At 53.2% G+C, this 16,796-nt stretch carries 13 protein-coding genes; 10 read left to right on the top strand and 3 right to left on the bottom strand.

Translation table 11 applies throughout. The features are described 5' to 3' along the window. Nucleotides 1-454: 454 nt before the first annotated feature. The 3 genes from NST69_RS26030 (at nt 455) to NST69_RS26020 (ending at nt 3,995) form a co-directional block, all read left to right on the top strand. Nucleotides 455-1,321, top strand: a complete 867-nt coding sequence (locus tag NST69_RS26030; RefSeq protein ID WP_235192047.1) for an ABC transporter permease subunit — start codon at nt 455-457, stop codon at nt 1,319-1,321. Between the two features lie 36 nt (nt 1,322-1,357). Then, nucleotides 1,358-2,251 (top strand): carbohydrate ABC transporter permease, encoded by an 894-nt coding sequence (locus tag NST69_RS26025; protein ID WP_036700398.1) that lies wholly within the window; start codon nt 1,358-1,360, stop codon nt 2,249-2,251. A 148-nt stretch (nt 2,252-2,399) separates the two neighbouring features. Beyond that, nucleotides 2,400-3,995, top strand: coding sequence for an extracellular solute-binding protein (locus NST69_RS26020; RefSeq protein WP_036731074.1), 1,596 nt, complete (start codon nt 2,400-2,402; stop codon nt 3,993-3,995). A gap of 802 nt (nt 3,996-4,797) precedes the next feature. Here the strand turns inward: NST69_RS26020 and NST69_RS26015 are convergent. From NST69_RS26015 to NST69_RS26005, 3 genes are all read right to left on the bottom strand, one after another. Continuing rightward, nucleotides 4,798-5,187: a hypothetical protein gene (locus tag NST69_RS26015; RefSeq protein WP_209878977.1), complete on the bottom strand. Its 390-nt coding sequence runs from the start codon at nt 5,185-5,187 to the stop codon at nt 4,798-4,800. A 185-nt stretch (nt 5,188-5,372) separates the two neighbouring features. After that, nucleotides 5,373-7,613 carry a helix-turn-helix domain-containing protein gene (locus NST69_RS26010; RefSeq protein WP_342547514.1) on the bottom strand — a complete coding sequence of 747 codons (2,241 nt, stop codon included), beginning with the start codon at nt 7,611-7,613 and terminating at the stop codon, nt 5,373-5,375. Nucleotides 7,614-7,812: 199 nt separating this feature from the next. After that, nucleotides 7,813-8,568 carry an AraC family transcriptional regulator gene (locus NST69_RS26005; RefSeq protein ID WP_076085625.1) on the bottom strand — a complete coding sequence of 252 codons (756 nt, stop codon included), beginning with the start codon at nt 8,566-8,568 and terminating at the stop codon, nt 7,813-7,815. A gap of 327 nt (nt 8,569-8,895) precedes the next feature. Between NST69_RS26005 and NST69_RS26000 the strand changes: the two genes are divergently transcribed. The 7 genes from NST69_RS26000 (at nt 8,896) to NST69_RS25970 (ending at nt 16,772) form a co-directional block, all read left to right on the top strand. Then, complete coding sequence (locus NST69_RS26000; RefSeq protein WP_076085628.1) at nt 8,896-10,035, top strand: BMP family ABC transporter substrate-binding protein; 1,140 nt, start codon at nt 8,896-8,898, stop codon at nt 10,033-10,035. Between the two features lie 41 nt (nt 10,036-10,076). Beyond that, nucleotides 10,077-11,639 carry an ABC transporter ATP-binding protein gene (locus NST69_RS25995; RefSeq protein WP_342547513.1) on the top strand — a complete coding sequence of 521 codons (1,563 nt, stop codon included), beginning with the start codon at nt 10,077-10,079 and terminating at the stop codon, nt 11,637-11,639. After that, a complete protein-coding gene (locus NST69_RS25990; RefSeq protein WP_036731087.1) occupies nt 11,632-12,678 on the top strand; it encodes an ABC transporter permease in 1,047 nt (348 codons plus the stop codon). Before NST69_RS25995 ends, NST69_RS25990 begins: the two co-directional genes overlap by 8 nt. Beyond that, nucleotides 12,675-13,613: an ABC transporter permease gene (locus NST69_RS25985; RefSeq protein ID WP_342547512.1), complete on the top strand. Its 939-nt coding sequence runs from the start codon at nt 12,675-12,677 to the stop codon at nt 13,611-13,613. The genes NST69_RS25990 and NST69_RS25985 overlap by 4 nt, the downstream gene beginning before the upstream one ends. Before the next feature lie 171 nt (nt 13,614-13,784). Next, entirely contained in the window at nt 13,785-14,741 is a 957-nt protein-coding gene (locus tag NST69_RS25980; RefSeq protein ID WP_076085637.1) for a nucleoside hydrolase, read from the top strand. 3 nt (nt 14,742-14,744) lie between these two features. Continuing rightward, nucleotides 14,745-16,142 carry an ADP-ribosylglycohydrolase family protein gene (locus NST69_RS25975; protein ID WP_342547511.1) on the top strand — a complete coding sequence of 466 codons (1,398 nt, stop codon included), beginning with the start codon at nt 14,745-14,747 and terminating at the stop codon, nt 16,140-16,142. A gap of 186 nt (nt 16,143-16,328) precedes the next feature. Then, nucleotides 16,329-16,772, top strand: coding sequence for a hypothetical protein (locus NST69_RS25970; protein WP_342547510.1), 444 nt, complete (start codon nt 16,329-16,331; stop codon nt 16,770-16,772). Nucleotides 16,773-16,796: the final 24 nt, after the last annotated feature.

Raw genomic sequence — 16,796 nt, 5'->3', positions numbered from 1 at the left:
GGATAGGTCCAGCGCGACCACCCGAATTCCCCCGGATTCTTCTCCTTAAGGAGTACTCCGGGGGCTTATTTGCGTTGAACTTGCGATTACTGCACAAATGTATGATAAGTGCACAGTGCGGTTAGCCGTAAAGTACAGGAATATCCCGAAGCTTCACTGTTCAGCCGCAGGAGGCTTCTTCTATACTCAGGTCATACATTGGATTTCACGAAGCCGCAGGGGCCATCAAGGCCCAAGGGCAGAGGCTTCGAACCCAGTGACGCGGCAACTTATCTATAGGCATAGGAGAGTGAAGGCTTTGAGACACCGCAAACGCAAGACCGGTATACCGCTCGTCACCCAGCTTCCCTTGAAGGGAACAGGCGGGCTGTCCACGCAGCTTGAGTCCGGCACCCGGAAGACAAGGAAGAAGGGCTTCGTGTATGAGCTGGTCCATAACCGGATTCTGTTCCTGATGCTGCTGCCTACGCTGTTGTTCTTTCTAATTAACTCGTATTTTCCGATGGTCGGGGTCTATTATGCATTCACGCAGTTTGATTTCAATTCCGGGCTGTTCGACGCTCCCTTCGTGGGGCTCAAGAACTTTGAATTCCTCTGGAAGTCGGGCACGCTGGTGAAGCTGACGCTCAATACGATCGGCTACAATCTGGCTTTTATTTTACTCGGGAATGTGCTGGCGATTATCTGTGCGATTCTGCTCAGCGAGCTGCGGGTGAAGTGGTTCAAGAAGCTGACCCAATCGGTCATGTTCCTGCCGTATTTCGTATCGTTCGTTATTCTGAGCGTTATCGTCTACAATGTGTTCAATTATGATAACGGTTTCTTGAATACGCTGCTGACGCAGTTCGGGGCGAATCCGGTGGATGTCTATAATAATCCGGTTATCTGGATTTTCCTGATCATTCTCTTTTATCTCTGGAAAAATCTCGGCTACAGCATGGTCATCTACCTGGCCTCCATCACGGGCATCAGTGAGGAATACTATGAAGCGGCCAAAATTGACGGTGCCCACATTTTTCAGCGGATCTGGTATATCACGGTGCCGATGCTGAAATCGACCTTCGTCATGCTGCTGCTGTTCTCGCTGGGGAGTATTATGAAGGGGCAGTTTGACCTCTTTTACCAGCTGATTGGCAATAACGGGGTGCTGTACAATACAACGGATATTCTGGATACGTACGTGTTCCGTTCGCTCAAGGTGACCTTCGATGTCGGGATGGCCACGGCGGCCGGCCTGTACCAATCACTGTTCGGCTTCTTCCTGATTATGACGGTCAACTATATCATCCGTAAAATAAATGACGATTACGCCTTGTTCTAGGTTGTGCGGAACCTGCTGCGGAAGGAGAGAAAGAGCATGCAAATCAAAGACGACTCGTACACCAGACTACTCCAGGGAGTGGCTTACACCGTAATTATACTGGGCTCCTTAGCCTGTCTGATTCCGTTCCTGCTGATTATTTCGGCTTCCCTGACAGCTAATGAGTCCATCATCAAGGATGGTTATCATTTCATCCCGGCGCAGTTCTCGCTGGAGGGCTACAAGACGGTATTCACCTTCCCTGATGAGGTACTGCGGGCGTATGGGGTGACGCTGTTTACTACGGTGACGGGGACGACGCTGGGACTGTTCTTCATGACGATGGCCGGGTATGTGCTGGCCCGCAAGGATTTCAAATACCGCAATACCTTCTCGTTCTATATTTACTTCACGACCCTGTTCGGCGGGGGGCTGGTGCCCTGGTACATTATGATCACCAAGTATCTGCATCTGACGGACTCTTACGGGGCGCTGATTTTCCCTGGCTTGATGACGCCGTTCCTGATTATTCTGATGAAGAATTTCATCCGCTCGGCGGTGCCGGAGGAGCTGTTCGAATCGGCCAAGATTGACGGGGCGGGGGATTTCAAAATATACTGGCGCATTGTACTGCAGCTCTCGATGCCCGGGATTGCTACGGTAGGCCTGTTCCTTGCGCTGGCTTACTGGAACGACTGGTTCTCCTCATCGCTGTTCATTAATGATCCGCATAAGTATCAGCTGCAGTTCCATTTGTACAATGTCATCAACTCAGCCTCCTTCATCGCCAATATGGGCGCGGGTACCGGGGTCAGCTTAGGCAGTGATCTGCCGACAGAATCCACCAAGATGGCGATGGCGATTGTGGTCACAGGACCGATTCTGTTCCTGTATCCGTTCATCCAGCGTTATTTCGTGAAGGGTCTGACGATCGGAGCGGTGAAAGGTTAGAACCGGCTGGCAGACTGTACCTTTACCGTACATCTGCTATATCGGCTAACATAGAGTTAGACACAAGGATGGTATGCTTCCGGGTAGAGAACTGCACGAGGGCATCGGGGAAGCGTGGGCTTACAACAAATTCTAGGAGGGTTCATTCATGAGAAAGAAAGCAGGCAGACGATCTTTGGTTACGCTTACAACTGGATTGCTCGCTCTATCGCTCCTGGCCGGTTGCGGCGGGGGGAACAGCAATGGCAATACCGGCAGCGCCGGGAAGGACGGCAACGCAGGCACACCGCCTGCATCAGAGGGAGTTGCTCCGGCAGCGGATAGCGGGATCGACACCTCGAAAAAGGTGGAGCTGCAATTCTATATGCTCGGCGATGCTCCTAAGGATCTTCCGGCCATCCAGGCGGAGGTCAACAAAATGGCTGAAGCGGACCTGAACGCCACGGTGAAGTTCAACTTCACCAGCTGGACGGACTGGGATCAGAAGTATAAGCTGCTGCTGTCCTCCGGGCAGGCGATAGATCTGATTTTTACGGCGGACTGGACGCAATATCAATCCTATGCGAAGCGCGGTGCCTTCCTGGCACTGGATGATCTGCTACCTAAGGCGGCTCCCGAGCTCCAGAAATTCGTCCCTGAGAAGATGTGGGAGGACGTTAAGGTTGACGGTAAAATCTATACGGTTCCGGCGACCTTCAAGGAGTATGTAACCAACGGGTTCGTCTACCGCGAAGATCTGCGTAAGAAATACAATCTCCCGGAGCCCAAGGACTTGGCCAGCTATGAGGCTTATATGGACGGCATTGTCAAAAACGAGCCGGATATGATGCCGATGTCCCTCAACAGCGATGTGGGTAACAACCTTCATTATATCTATACGGAGCTGCATAAAATGGTCGGCGCGCTGCCGTACGGCATGGGTGTGAAGTATGATTCTCCGTCCACGGTCTACTCCTACTGGGGCTCCGAGGAGCAAAAAGAAGAGCTGAAGATGATGAAGCGCTGGGCCGATAAAGGCTTTATTCCAAAGAATGTGCTGAATATTAAGGATACGATGCAGGACCCGGTCACTTCAGGTAAAGCGGCCAGCATGTTCGGGGACAATCCTAACCGGTTCAATGATATGAAAATGAAGATCAGCACAACTCATCCGGATTGGGAGCTGGCGTATTCTCCTTTCGGCTTAACCACCGGCTATGCGACCCCTGTACATCCGATTCACAACGGGTTCGCTATTCCGAAGAGCAGCAAGAACCCGGAGCGGGCGCTTGCCTTCTATCAGAAGATGGTGCTCGACAAACGGTATAATCAGCTGACGCAATACGGTATTGAAGGCAAGAACTACACAGTAGAAGACGGCTATTACAAGCTGGTCGGCACCAGTACCTCCAATGGCTTCACCCGTGAGGGCATGAACGGCTGGGCGTGGAGAAATCCGGAGTTCATGCTGTTTGACAAGGGCTTCGACGGGGTCAAGGCGATCTTTGATGAGCTGGATAAAATCCAGAAGCCGGACCTGTTCCTGGGCTTCGCCGAGGACTACACCTCCTATCAGGCAGAGAAGGCTGCGCTTGAGCAGGTAGAGAAGCAGTACCTGTTCCCGCTGGAGGCCGGACTGGTGGATGATGTGGATAAGGGCCTGGAGACCTTCATGCAGAAGGCCAAGCAGGCGGGCCTGGAGAAGATTCAGGCGGAGTGGACGAAGCAGTGGGAGGCTTATGTGGCTGAGAAAGGTCTAAAATAATGAAGGGAGCCCCTGGAGCCGAATGGCTTTTGGGGCTTTTTGTGTGCCCGGGGGTGCTGGGGTGGGGCTGGAGCCGAAGTTGGTGCTGGAGTGGCGATGGCGCTTGGGTGGACGCTCCGAAAACGGAACGATGTTCCGATCGCTGTTGTGTCCGGATTTTTATTTATTCTACCTTAGCGGTGAAAATCCGGACACAAAGGCGAACGCTCCGCTTCTCCACATTCATTCCGTTTTCTCCGCTGTTTAAGCGCTGGGCACACCTGCGTCAACCCCGGCCCTCTTGCCGCGTCAGCCCCCGGCTTCCGGGGCAGTTGGGGAGAGCAGAAGAGCCCGTCTCCACGAATCTGGAGACGGGCTTGAGGTGAAGCGTACCCTAGTTCTCCGTGCACACGGAGAAGGGCTTGGTGTTCCACCAAAGCGAACAAAAGAAGGCTTGGTGTCCCACCAAAGCGAACAAAAGAAGGCTTGGTGTCCCACCAAAGCGGACAAAAGAAGGCTTGGTGTTCCACCAAAGCGGACAAAAGAAGGCTTGGTGTTCCACCAAAGCGATTAAAAGAAGGCTTGGTGTTCCACCAAAGCGAACAAAAGAAGGCTTGGTGTTCCACCAAAGCGATTAAAAGAAGGCTTGGTGTTCCACCAAAGCGAACAAAAGAAGGCTTGGTGTTCCACCAAAGCGATTAAACCAGAAGAAGCTTGGTGTTCCACCAAAGCGAAAAAAGAAGGCTTGGTGTTCCACCAAAGCGATTAAAAGAAGGCTTGGTGTTCCACCAAAGCGTTACTGTACCATGGATGATAAAGTGTGCTATCTAGTTAATTCTATGAAAAATTGCTGTAAGTCCAGTTCTGATTTTATATTTTCAATTACGTTTTTCAGTCCAGGAACCCACAGCAGAGTGTCTTGCCGAATATAGTTTAATACTATGGCACAACTCCGTTCAAACTTTTCAATATGCGGACTGTGTTCATTGGTCAAAACATTTCTGACCTCTTCTGCTAATTTCATATAATCTGAGTTAATGTGATCCTGTTTACTAATTTCAGCAGGTTTTAATTTGGACCACACATAAGCTCCTCCTTCAACAACTGCTTCTGATCCCTCTAAATATTCCAGGAATGAATCCTCATTAATAAATTCATCGATCCGCTCCTCCAGACCTTTGAAAGCTTGGACAAAATTAATAACGTCTTCCAAAAAAGACACCTCCCGGATAAATAAGAAGATATGATTTTTGCTTGCTGTACAATTTCCTCAGTTAGCAAACCAATCTTATGTGATTTTAGTATATCGTGTTTTTTAACATTTTCAATTGTGAAAATGTTAACAAGTTGAATCTAAACTGGGGCTACGGCCCCAGTTCGAAAACTTACAAATACGATTTATATAGTCCGCACGCTCTTTAAACGCCGGTAGTCGGTAGGCGTTGTACCGAAGCTGCGCTTGAACATCCGGTGCAGGTAGGAGCTGCTGGTGAAGCCGCAGCGCTCGGCGATCGCGGTGACGGGCAGGTCGGTGTTCTCCAGCAGGGCGCACACTTCGCGCATCCGCACCTCCAGGATGACATCGACGATGCTGTTCATGGTCTGCTGCTTGTAGAGGCGGCTGATATAGATGGGTGACATGTCCAGTTCATCGGCGATCTGGTTCAGGCTCAGATGAGGCTTCATGTAATCTTCATTGATCTTAGCGTTGATCTGGCAGATGAGGTCGTGCTGCTTGGTGTTCTTTTTGCCGGCCAGCTGCTCCTGCAGGGTATGGAAGAGGGCGGCGAAAGCCTCCTCAAGCTCGTCTATCGTCTCGATGGCGTCAAGGCTGGGCAGCTCGGCCACTCCATCGATTTGTAAGCGGTTACGCTTCTGAATAGTATTCACGATCTCTCTTACAGTGACGCTGAGCCTGGACACGGTTAACTGGGCGGTCTGGTAAGGGAAGGCTCCGGTCTCGCGGATCATCGCGCTGAACTGCTCGGCGGCGTCCGTCAGCTTGCCGCTCAGCAGCGCATCCGCTAGCCTCTTCTCCTTGTCCGCCGGATAATGATAAGTGCTGGACTCTAGCGCACAGATGTCCTGGGCATTCAGGATACAGCCATGCCCATAGAACAGGCGGTGATTCGACGCCTCGCGGACCTGCTGATAGAGCTGATGCAGCTGGCTGGCATTACGGTCAATATGGCTGTAGGTCAGAGTAAGGCTGATCTTCAGATAGTCGGAGCAGGCCTGCTGAATCTGCCGGAGCAGGGCTTCGATTAGGCCGGTATCCGTATATTCCACGGGATCGATAATGTTCAGCAGCACCAGAATCCCGTCATCGTTCATATCTACGGTCTCCACGCGGTAGGTCTGGCCGCAGATCTCGGAGGCGATGTTCATAATGGCGAACTTGGAGGCCAGCAGATAAGAGGAGCGGGCTTCCCGGAACTCCCGGTAACGGTCAATCCGCAGCAGGATCAGCCGGTAATCATCATTGAAGGTGAAATGAATGCCGAGCTGGCGCAGCTTCTCTACCTGCTGCATGGACTGCAAGGGCTTCAGGCCGAGGATCAGGTCCCGCAGTGTATTTTGCCGGATCATGAACATGCTGTCGCGCTTCTCGGTCTCCAGAATATGCATCTCGCTGACAATCCGGTTCATCGGCAGGTAGAGGCTTCTGGACATGATCCAGGAGAGGCCGATGCCGGCCACCAGCACCAAACCTGCGATCAGCAAGGTGGTGTTGCGGATGTTGTTGGTCTGCTTCGTAATGATCTCATACGGCGTAATTCGTACATACTGCCAGCTTAAATCATCCGGTGCCGTATAAGAGATCAGCGAGTTCACGCCCCCGAAGGGAGCGATGAAATACCCGGCCTCCCGGCCCTTGATCCGCTGCTCAATGAATCCTGCTTCCTCCGGGGTAAGCTCCTGCTGCTTCAGGCTGTTGCTGGAGCGGAAAGCACCCTGATCATCCAGAATATAGGTCGCGCTGGTGGAATCCGCCGGGCTGGCGATCTCTTTGTTGATCCACGGAGCCGAAATATTCACAATCACCGCCGAATTAATGGCCCGGTCCCAGCCGATCGCATCCAGACACAGGAAGGTGTAGGCACGGACCTGATCGTTCTCCTGTGCGCCGTTGGAATAGACTCTGGGAATGGGAGTGAACGCCTTATAGTTCTGATAGTGGCTCAGGATATCCAGAATGGAGGTATCGACCAGCTCCTTCTCGGTATACACACCGTTCTGACCATGGGAGGAGGCAACATACAGCTGCCCGCCCTTGGGATTATATACATAGATGGATTCAATATAAGGCATGGAGCTTAGATAGTTGCCCAGCTCGGACATGGCGGCGGTGACATCGTAGATGTCCGGCTTATCGTAGAACACGATTTTGGAGATGGTGCTGTTGCGGTAGATTTGAAAAGAAAGCGATTGCGCAGCATCCGTCATGTTCACGACCTCGCGGCTGGTCTGTGTGAGGTTGCCTAGGTCGGACTGGAAGGTCTGTTTCTTTTCTACGCCGATATAGTAGTTGTAATAAATGATGGTGGAGACCAGAAAGGTTAAGGAGACGCAAAGCGTAATGCTGACTAGCAGTCTGCTGTACAATGCCCGTTGATTGCCGATCTTGTTCAGTCTCATCCAAAGTAGCCCCCTGACTCACTGTGTATTCTTGCGGGTACCGTCCTTGTCTTAAATGTTCATAGTACGATTATAAGCTCCAGCCTATGAACAGGACAGTAGAACAAGCTTACAACTGTGAACAGGCCGGACCCCTGCGCAGTGAACAAATGCAAGATTCGTGTACAAAAGCTACTTGTGACAGGGGAGGGATTATTCCCTATATGACTCTGCTCTGAATGCGGAAGGTGCGCGGGGAGAGGCCGATCTCCCGTTTGAACATATTGCAGAACTGGGCGTCGTTGACGAATCCGGCTGCAGCCGAGACCTCGGAAATATGCATTTGGCTGTGCAGGAGGAGCGACTTGGCATAATCCAGGCGTTTTAGTAAAAGATAACGGTGGGGAGAGTGCATGAACCGCTCCTTGAAAAGATGCCGGAAGCGGTCATAGCTGTAACCGGACATCTCTGCCAGCGAGGCCACCGAGAGCTTGTGGCGGTAATGCTCGTTCATATAATTGAGTACATACTGCATCTGATCCTCTGCCGGGGAATGGAAATCGGAGGCGCTGAGCAGCCGCTGGAGATAGACGGTAATTTCACTCATCTGCAGATTCAGCAGCTCGCTGAACCCGTCGCGCTTGCGCTTGAACTCAGCGCTCATCCGTTGCAGGGTCTGTAGCACTGTGTGCTCTTTATCATCGTCAAACACACCGGACAGCGAATTGATCACTGGATTGCCGCAGTGGAAGCCGACGAACAGCACCTCCGGGCTGGGCTGATGATTCTCATCATGCTTGAAGCCAGCCGGAATGAGGGCGAAGGTAGAGGGCCGGAAGTGATAGCTGCGCTGGCCGATGCTGCAGGTGCCCTGACCGTGGATGTAATAGACAAGCTCGAAGCACTCATGCTGGTGCGGAGGGATATAGGTACCTGCTTCATGTTCTGCATTTACAATATATAGGACACGATCCATGATGAGCCTCCCTTGATCGTCATTTAGCCGAATCGTACAAAAACATGACCGAAAATATATAAATATTTATGTTTTCATTTGATATGATCTTATCAATAAAACCGAAGATTCTCAACTTGACTGGCCATCTTGTTCGGATATTTTACGGTTTTTTAGCGAAATGTAACATGAAATGTTTGGTTTTCAGAGTAAAATGCTTATTTTCAGAATTTCAACAGTCGCTTATTCATGCTGCCCGATTCGATGGGACCAACAAAACGTGTAATTGGGATTTTATGCTATTCAGGCAGGGTGGATCTATTACAAATAGGGGTGTGAACTTAGAAAATGAAAAAGAAAATGCTCACTTTAATGTTACTGGCAGTTATGGTACTGGTCGCTGCATGCGGGAACAACAAGTCCGGGAACGGGAATGGTGCGACTGCAACTCCGGGAACGAATGAGGAAGGCGGCGCGGCTGCGGGGGACAAGCTCAAGGTGGTGCTGCTGATTCCGGGAACGCTGGGGGACAAGTCGTTTTTTGATGCGGCGAACAATGGTCTGCAGAAGGTGAAAAGCGAGCTTGGCGCAGAGACGAAGGTTGTGGAAATGGGCGCTGACAAGACGAAATGGGAGCCGACTTTTAATGATATCGCTGCTGAGGATTGGGATGTTGTCATCTCCGGCGGCTCGGAAATTACAGAAATGTTCAATGCAACGGCAGAAGCAAATCCCGATAAAAAATTCATCAACTATGACACCGACATCGAGGAAGCGCCTGCCAATATGTACAATATGTCTTACTCGACCAATGAGGTCTCCTTCCTGGCCGGAGCGGCTGCGGCGCTTGCTACCCAGTCTGATATGCCTAATGCCAACAAGGACAATGTGATCGGATTCCTGGGCGGAATGGACATTCCCGGCATCAATGCCTTCCTGGTTGGTTACATTCAGGGAGCACAGTATGTTGATCCAGAAGTGAAGGTAGCTGTCTCTTATGCCGGAGATTTCGTAAACCCTGCCAAGGGCAAGGAATTGTCGCTGATCCAGTATAACTCGGGTGTGGATATTATTTTCAACGTAGCGGGCGGTACGGGCCTTGGCATCTTCGATGCAGCGAAGGAAAAGAACAAATATGCGATCGGCGTCGATTCTGACCAGGCGATGCTGCTGAAGGATACGGATAGTGTGAAAGCCAACCTGATCGTTACTTCTGCGATTAAAAAGATTGATTCGGCCATCCTTGGCGCAGTGAAGAAACTGCAGGACGGCACGCTTGAAATGGGTAAACGCGATGTGCTTGGCTTCGTCGAAGACGGCGTAGGCATTGCCGAGAACGAGATCTACAAGGCGGCATTCCCGGCTGAATTGCAGACCAAGATTGAAGAAGTGAAGCAGAAGCTGATCAATAAGGAAATTAAGGTGGATAACGCAATGGGTATGGAGACTTCTGAAGTGGAAGCCATCCGTAATGCTGTTAAACCTTAAGGACATGAACAGAATCTTTGGTTGAAAGGCGTTGATGAACCATGGCAAATGCTCTGCTGGAAATGCGGGGAATCACCAAAGTGTATCCGAACGGTGTGGTTGCCAACAAGGACGTTGAGTTCTCCCTACGCGAAGGCGAGATCCATGCGATTGCGGGTGAGAACGGAGCCGGTAAATCGACTCTGATGAAAATTATGTTCGGAATGGAGAGCCCAAGCGAAGGCGGGCTCTACATCCGGGGAGAACAAGTGAAGCTGCAGTCCCCGCAGGACGCGATTGACCGCGGTATCGGTATGGTGCATCAGCATTTCATGCTGGTGCCTTCTTTTACGGTGGCGGAGAATATGGTGCTCGGTATGGAGCCGAAGAAGGGCGTTGGCTTCAATTATGCAGAGGCCGTACGCCTGACGGAGGCAACTGCACGTAAATATAATCTATCAGTGAATGCCAAGGCGAAGGTGGAGGACCTAAGTGTCGGCATGAAGCAGAAAGTGGAAATTCTGAAGGCGCTGGTGCGCGGGGCCAAGATTCTCATTCTCGATGAGCCAACGGCAGTGCTGACTCCGCAGGAGACGGAGGAGCTGTTCCATGAGCTGCAGCAGCTTAAGGAGCAGGGACACACGATTGTGTTCATCTCGCACAAGCTGAAGGAGGTCAAAGCCATCTGTGACCGGATTACCATCATGCGCGGCGGCCGGAGTGAAGGCGTCTTCGATACTAAGGAAGTAACAGAGCAGGAGATCTCGCGGCTGATGGTTGGGCGGGATGTGGTGCTGAAGTACGACAAAAGCGATCTTCCCTACGGCAAGCCGGTGCTTGCGGTGGAAGGGCTGAGCGTCTCAGACAGCCAGGGAAAAGCGCTGCTCTCCGGGATCAGCTTCTCGGTCCGTGAAGGCCAGATTGTCGGCATCGCCGGCGTTGAAGGGAACGGACAGACGCAGCTGATCGAGGCGCTGACCGGCGGCCTGCGCGGGGTTGAAGGCAGCGGGTCGGTACAGGTGAAGGGGAAGGACATCCGTGAGCTGGATATTCTGGACATCCGCAACCTGGGGGTATCCTATATCCCTGAGGACCGGATGCGCCAGGGCTCTGCCGGAGAAGCCAGCATTGCCGACAATCTGATCTCTACGCGCTACCGTCAGAAGGATATGAATAAAGGGCTTTTCCTGCACGGGTCAAGAATTGCTGCGCTGGCCTCTGCGCTGGTGGAGGAATTCAAGGTGCGCTGCTCCGGCCCGCAGCAGCCGATCGGCATGCTGTCCGGCGGTAACATGCAGAAGGTAGTCGTAGCCAGGGAATGTTCCACGAATCCGCAGCTGCTGATCGCCGAGCAGCCGACCCGGGGCGTTGATATCGGGGCTGCCCAGTTCATTCACCAGAAGCTGCTGGAGCTGCGCTCAGCGAACTGTGCCACGCTGCTGGTATCCGCGGATTTGAATGAAATTCTGGAGCTGAGCGACAGTCTTCTCGTGATGTATGAGGGCCAGATTGTTGCCTATTTCGATAATCCGTCAGCAGTCGGTGAGGAAGAGCTGGGGCTCTACATGCTGGGAATTAACCGGCAGGACAAAGAGCAGACCGGGAGGGCCGCATATCATGTTTAAAGTCAAATATTTCGAGGCGATCCGCACAGCGGCGGTCATCGTCATTGCACTTATTATCGCGTTCCTGATTATCTCGCTGGTCAGTGACCACCCGGTGAAGACGATCGGAATCTTCCTCTGGGAGCCATTGTCCACGAAGGGCCATATCGGCAATGTCATTGAGATGGCGATTCCGCTGATGTTCACCGGTCTTGCGGTCTCCCTGCTGTTCCGGGCCAATATGTTCAACCTGGGAGCGGAGGGGATCTTCTATTTCTCCGGTGTCGTGACTACTGCGCTGGCGATTCATCTCAGCCTGAACAGCTGGTTCCATCCGGTAGTGGCGATTCTTGCGGGCTCGATCGTAGGGGCACTGCTCTCAGCCATCCCCGGTATTCTCAAAGCGAAGTGGAACGCCAATGAGCTGGTAACCTCGCTGATGTTCAATAACATCCTGTTTGGGGTCGGGCTGTACCTGCTGAACTATCATCTGCGGGACGCCAAGGCCTTTGCCAACGTTTCTTTTAAATTCGAGAAAACCGCACAGCTCAGCAAGCTGTTTGCAGGGACGCGGATTCACACCGGACTTATTATCGTGCTGGTGCTTATTGTGCTGGCCCATCTGTTCCTCTACCGGACCAAATGGGGCTATGAGCTGCGGATGACCGGGGTCAACCGCGACTTCGCCCGTTATTCAGGCATGAAGACGGCAAAGGTGATCATTCTGGTCCATCTGATCGCCGGGTTCATTGCCGGTATGGGCGGCTCGGTGGAAGTGCTCGGGATGTACAGCCGGTTCCAGTGGACGTCCTTGCCGGGCTACGGTATGGATGGTGCGCTGGTGGCCATGCTGGCCAAGAATAATCCGTTCTCCGTCATTGTATCGGCGCTCTTCCTGGCCTATATCCGCATTGGCGCCGATATGATGTCGCGCCTCTCCGATGTGCCGTCCGAGATGATCTCGATCATTCAGGCTGTCATTATTCTGCTGATATCCGCTGAGCAGTTCCTTAAGTTCTGGAAGAACCGCATGCTGCTGAAGGAGGCGAAGGAAGCATGAACAGTCTGCTGAATGTCATTCTGACGACGGATTTTGCCTTCTCTGTCCTGCGTGTAACCACGCCGATTCTGTTCGCTGCACTGGGGGCGCTGATCTCGAACCGTGCCGGAATCATCAACATCGGGATGGAAGGGATCATGCTGGTCTCGGCGCTGGCCGGGGTTATTGTGAGCGCCTATACGCAGAGCGCCTGGGTGGGATTGCTTGGGGCGGTGCTGTCGGGAACGCTGATTGCGGGCATTCTGGCTTTTTTCACCTTGAAATTCAAGACCCACATTATTCTTGGCGGGGTGGCGATCAATATGTTCGCCTCTGGTGGTACGGTATTCATTCTGTACCTGCTGAGCGGCGACAAGGGATCTTCCACCTCCTTAGCGAGTAAAGTACTGCCGAGTATAAATATTCCGCTCCTGCAGGATATTCCGGTGCTGGGCCCGATTCTGTCGGGGCACCACATTCTGACGTATTTCTCTATACTGTCGGTACTCGTAGTCTATTATCTGCTCAACCGTACACCGCTGGGGCTGCGTATCCGCTCTGTAGGCGAGAATCCGCATGCGGCCCAGTCGGTGGGTGTCAGTGTAGTCCGTATCCAGTACAGCGCGCTGCTGCTCAGCGGCTTCTTCGCCAGTCTGGGCGGAGCCTATATGTCGATGGGCTACCTGTCGCTGTTCACCCGCGATATGATCGCCGGCCGGGGCTGGATTGCCATCGCTGCTGAATCCATGGGCCGGAGCACCACCGTGGGCACAGCGCTGACCTCGCTGCTCTTCGGCGCAGCTGACGCGTTATCCAATGCCCTGCAGGTGCTGAAGATTCCGGCGGAGCTGATCGCTACGCTGCCTTATGTGGCAACGGTGATCGGTCTGATTATCTACGCCATCTCCGAGACACGGAAGAAGAATAAGAAGCTTAAGACGACTGTTACGAAATAAACAAGGTAGATAAGGCGTATGAAAGAAATTAACGAAAAGCAAAAAGAAGCGGTCTGGTGACAACAGCGGCCGGAAGTCCAAATGTTCACCGCAGCGACGACCAAGCTTCAAGTTCAACTCTTTAGTGCGTCTTATCTAGCCACTCACAACTAACCTAAGGGAGCGACAACGATGCCAACACCTATCATTATTGACTGCGATCCGGGGCATGACGACGCGATTGCCATTCTGCTTGCGCTGGCACATCCGGGAGAGCTGGATATCCGGGGGATTACAACCGTTGGCGGCAACCAGATTCTGGATAAAATCACCGACAATGCGCTCAAGATTCTCAGCTTTGTAAATGCAGATATTCCGGTAGCCAAGGGCGCTGCGGCGCCGCTGCTGGGCAAGCTTGTTACCGGGGAGGAAGCCCACGGGGAGTCCGGCATGGATGGCCCGGCGCTGCCGGCTAGCAAGTTCAAGCCCGTAGAGCAGGGGGCAGTAGAATTCATGCTGGAGATTATCCGCGCCTCGGAAGAGAAGATCACTCTGGTGCCTACCGCCCCGCTGACGAATATCGCCCTGCTGATTACGGCGTACCCGGAAGTGAAGGAGCGGATCGAGAAGATCTCTCTAATGGGCGGCGGACTGGCTTACGGCAACGTGACTCGGACAGCGGAGTTCAATATTTATGTAGACCCGGAGGCGGCGCGGATCGTTTTCGAATCCGGCATTCCGATTGTCATGAGCGGATTGGATGTGACAGATAAAGCGGCGATCTTCGAAGAGGAGATTCAGGAGCTGAAGACCCGCGGTCCCGTGTCCGTCATGGTCGGCGAGCTGCTGGATTTCTATTCGATCTACGGGAAGAAAATGGGCTTTGTCGGCAATGCGCTGCATGATCCTTGCGCCATTGCCTGGCTGCTGCACCCGGAGCTGTTCGAATCCGAGCACCTGTATGTAACGGTAGAGACCGAAGGCAAGCTTACCCGCGGCATGACCGTGGCCGACCGCCGCAAGAAGCCGGACCAGCCTGCGAATACAGAGGTACTGCTTGGTGTGGACCGCGAAGCCTTCATCAAGCTGCTGTTCGATTCGTTGGAACGGTTAGACCGGCAGCTGGGGTCTCCGGCAGGAGAATCCTAACGGATGGCGGGCTGGGAACGTCTGCAGGAGACGGTAAGGTTCGAGCTGCAGCAGCGGATCGAGGAAGGCTGCCAGCCGGGCAATTTGGCGGAGAAGCTGGATACGGCCGGGAACGATGAGGACAAGCTGATGGAGGTATACCGGGAGCTGATGGCACTTCCTGTATCCGCTGATTTCCCTTATAAGGAGCCTTCGGATCTGGCGGGGATCAGGCAGCTCCGTCCGGAAGGTCCGCGCAAGCTAGCGGTGGACTGGACGCCGGACCAGTGGCGAGACAGGTTCTACGGGGCCTGGCTCGGGCGGAGTGTAGGCTGCGCGCTGGGCAAGCCGCTGGAATATTGGGATTACCTGTACGGGAAGGATGGCCGGACCGGCTGGGAGAATATCGAGCTGTGGTTCCGCGGTGCGGATGCCTGGCCGATTACAGGTTATACTCCTGAACATTCCACGGCACGCGAGGAATATGGCCTCGGCTTAAGCGACTGGTCCTTCACCAGCACGCGTGAGAAGATCAGCTACATGGAGAGCGATGACGATATCCGTTATACCGTGCTTGGCCTGATGCTGCTGGAGCAAAAAGGGCTGAACTGGGATTCCTGGGATATCGGCAAGCTGTGGCACGGGCATCTGACCTACAGTCAGGTCTGCACGGCGGAAACGCAGAGCTATATGAACTTTGCTCAGGAGACCTCCCATCTGCACGGGGAGAAGCCGGCGGATTGGCCGCTGCGGCAGGAACGGGTACGGATGCATCTGAATCCGTACCGGGAATGGATCGGTGCAGCAATCCGCGCAGATGCCCTGGCTTATGGAGCGGCCGGACATCCCGAGCTGGCGGCAGAGCTGGGCTGGCGGGATGCTTCCTTCTCGCATGTGAAGAACGGGATCTACGGCGAGATGTTCAATGCCGCGATGATCTCAGCGGCGTTCGCAGGCCTCAGCAATCAGGAGATTGTCCAGATCGGGTTGAGTGAGATTCCGCAGACGAGCAGATTGGCTAAAGATGTGCTGCGGGGAGTTGAAATTGCACAGCAGGCAAGCAGTGAGCGTGAACTGGTCAGCACCCTCTGGGACGAATTCAGCCATTACGACCCGGTGCATACGAATAACAACGCTGCTATTGTAGCCGCCTCGCTGATCTACGGCGGCGATGACTTCGAGAAAGCGGTGGTCACCTCCGTATCAGCCGGAATGGATACCGACTGCAACGGGGCCACTGTCGGCTCCATTATGGGAGCGAAGCTGGGGGCTGCTAAGCTGCCGGTCCAATGGACCACACCGCTGAATGACCTGCTGTATGCGGATCTGCCGGGCTTCCACCCGATCGCCATCTCTGAGGTAGCGGAGCGGAGCTATCAGGTGTTCCTGAAGCTGCGGGCGGAGCTGGGAGAAGAGGAATAGGGTTAAGACAGATACTAAAGTTATAGTTGAGCGCTTTTTATGAAGTCGCCCCGCACCGGATGTTTTTCTCATAAAACATCCGGTGCGGTTGGGCGGCTTTTTTGTTGATTAGGAAATTATGATTTGCGTCCGATGTGGATAAGTTGTGCATAAAGTTGGGGGTAAGTGTCTTGGAGCATCGGCAGGATGACTATATTCTGGATCAGTCATAGGAATGACTTCGCTGATTTCACCGAACAGCCGGATATGGTCGAAAAACCGACCACATTCGGTGCGGCAGAGGCGTGTGGGCCGGATATGGTCGAAAAACCAACTACATTCGGTGCGGCAGAGGCGTGTGTGCCGGATATGGTCGAAAAACCGACTACATTCGGTGCGGCAGAGGCGTGTGTGCCGGATATGGTCGAAAAACCGACTACATTCGGTGCGGCAGAGGCGTGTGTGCCGGATATGGTCGAAAAACCGACTACATTCGGTGCGGCAGAGGCGTGTGGGCTGGATATGGTCGAAAAACCGACTACATTCGGTGCGGCAGAGGCGTGTGGGCCGAATGTGGTCGAAAAACCGATCACAATGGGGATGCAGCAGGCATTTTGTTCTCGTATGGGAAGGAAAGTTTGCCGAATGTAGGTGAAAAACCGAATACAATAGGCC

It is taken from the genome of Paenibacillus sp. FSL P2-0089 (assembly GCF_038595095.1).
In the GTDB taxonomy this organism is placed as follows: domain Bacteria; phylum Bacillota; class Bacilli; order Paenibacillales; family Paenibacillaceae; genus Paenibacillus_AQ; species Paenibacillus_AQ silagei.
Note: the sequence above shows the minus strand (reverse complement) of the source record. Positions and strands in the feature narration are given on the sequence as shown.

What these genes read in the sequence shown, in the direction of transcription:
- NST69_RS26000 (WP_076085628.1), top strand. Translation starts at nt 8,896, where the DNA reads ATGAAAAAGAAAATGCTCACTTTAATGTTACTGGCAGTTATGGTACTG.
- NST69_RS25995 (WP_342547513.1), top strand. Translation starts at nt 10,077, where the DNA reads ATGGCAAATGCTCTGCTGGAAATGCGGGGAATCACCAAAGTGTATCCG.
- NST69_RS26010 (WP_342547514.1), bottom strand. Translation starts at nt 7,613, where the DNA reads ATGAGACTGAACAAGATCGGCAATCAACGGGCATTGTACAGCAGACTG.
- NST69_RS25975 (WP_342547511.1), top strand. Translation starts at nt 14,745, where the DNA reads ATGGCGGGCTGGGAACGTCTGCAGGAGACGGTAAGGTTCGAGCTGCAG.
- NST69_RS26025 (WP_036700398.1), top strand. Translation starts at nt 1,358, where the DNA reads ATGCAAATCAAAGACGACTCGTACACCAGACTACTCCAGGGAGTGGCT.
- NST69_RS25990 (WP_036731087.1), top strand. Translation starts at nt 11,632, where the DNA reads ATGTTTAAAGTCAAATATTTCGAGGCGATCCGCACAGCGGCGGTCATC.
- NST69_RS25970 (WP_342547510.1), top strand. Translation starts at nt 16,329, where the DNA reads ATGACTATATTCTGGATCAGTCATAGGAATGACTTCGCTGATTTCACC.
- NST69_RS26005 (WP_076085625.1), bottom strand. Translation starts at nt 8,568, where the DNA reads ATGGATCGTGTCCTATATATTGTAAATGCAGAACATGAAGCAGGTACC.
- NST69_RS25980 (WP_076085637.1), top strand. Translation starts at nt 13,785, where the DNA reads ATGCCAACACCTATCATTATTGACTGCGATCCGGGGCATGACGACGCG.
- NST69_RS25985 (WP_342547512.1), top strand. Translation starts at nt 12,675, where the DNA reads ATGAACAGTCTGCTGAATGTCATTCTGACGACGGATTTTGCCTTCTCT.
- NST69_RS26020 (WP_036731074.1), top strand. Translation starts at nt 2,400, where the DNA reads ATGAGAAAGAAAGCAGGCAGACGATCTTTGGTTACGCTTACAACTGGA.
- NST69_RS26030 (WP_235192047.1), top strand. Translation starts at nt 455, where the DNA reads ATGCTGCTGCCTACGCTGTTGTTCTTTCTAATTAACTCGTATTTTCCG.